Source organism: Mesorhizobium sp. M3A.F.Ca.ET.175.01.1.1 (assembly GCF_004791945.1).
Classification (GTDB): domain Bacteria; phylum Pseudomonadota; class Alphaproteobacteria; order Rhizobiales; family Rhizobiaceae; genus Mesorhizobium.
Map to the genome: position 1 here is coordinate 1 of NZ_SRTP01000041.1, position 1,101 is coordinate 1,101.

Annotated in this window: 1 protein-coding gene; it reads left to right on the forward strand. The window is 55.9% G+C overall.

Annotated features, from left to right (window positions below):
• Positions 1 to 1,101, forward strand: a 1,101-nt coding sequence (locus tag EN818_RS30635) for an acetyl-CoA carboxylase biotin carboxylase subunit family protein (protein ID WP_135906572.1), incomplete at both ends; no start/stop codon positions are given.

Here is a 1,101-nt window from a genome sequence, read left to right on the forward strand (position 1 = left end):
CAGCGTCTTGGTCTTCATCCAATTACCCTGTCGGTTGATCCAGCTCAGTACGACTATCTTGCGGCGGAAGGAAGTGAGGCAATCCGTGTCGATACAGGCAATCTCGATGCGCTGATCGGCGAATGTTTTCGGCTGCGTGCTACCAATGACATTGCTGGCATTACTGGCCTCGCGGGCGACGACGAGTCGGTCTCTACGACGGTTGGCAAGCTCTGCCGGCACTTCGATCTACCGGGACCGGACCCCGCATCGATTGAAGGATGCTGCGATAAATTCACTCAACGTCAGCTTCTCGCCGAGGCTGGCGTTCCAATACCTGCTTATCGCGTGGCAGTGAATGCGACGGAGGTAGAAAGCTTTGCCGCTGAGATCGGCCTGCCGGTGGTTGTTAAGCCAGCCGTGGGCAGCGGCAGCATCGGTGTCCGATTGTGCCGCGATGTCGATGAATTAGCCGAACATTCGACCTATTTGTTGGGCGGGAAGCACATATGGCGTTCCTCGCCGAGGGTACTGGTCGAGGAATTCGCACAAGGTCCACAGTATTGCGCTGCAATAATGGGAAATGAGGTCGTTTGTATTTCAGCCCTTGATTTCGGCCCCCCACCGCATTTTGTCTATCTTGGCGGGACCTATCCAGCCCCGCTGACTGAAGACGAGCATGGGCGTATTGCCGATGTGTCGCTGAGCTGTTTGCGAGCTCTCGGGCTTGGCTGGGGGCCAACGAATGTAGAACTGCGGTGGACCAAGCGTGGCCCAGTCGTCATTGAGGTCAATCCGCGTCTTGGTGGCAGTGTTCAAACGATTGAGGCGGCTTACGGTATCGATCTGGTCACCGAACACATCAAGCTCGTGATCGGCGAGGAATGGAATTTGCACAAGAGGCATTCGCATATTGCGACCGCCCGGCTCCTGATTCCTGATCGCGATGGTATCCTAGATTGGGTCGATGGCGATAGTCGAGCGGCTGCCATACCAGGTGTCGTCGAAGCGAAATTGTATATCAAACCCAAGACGCCGATCGTCAGGAAAGGCGATTACCGAGACTACATCGGATATGTCCTCGCCGCTTCACCCAGCCGCGCTCGGACAAAGGCAATAGTT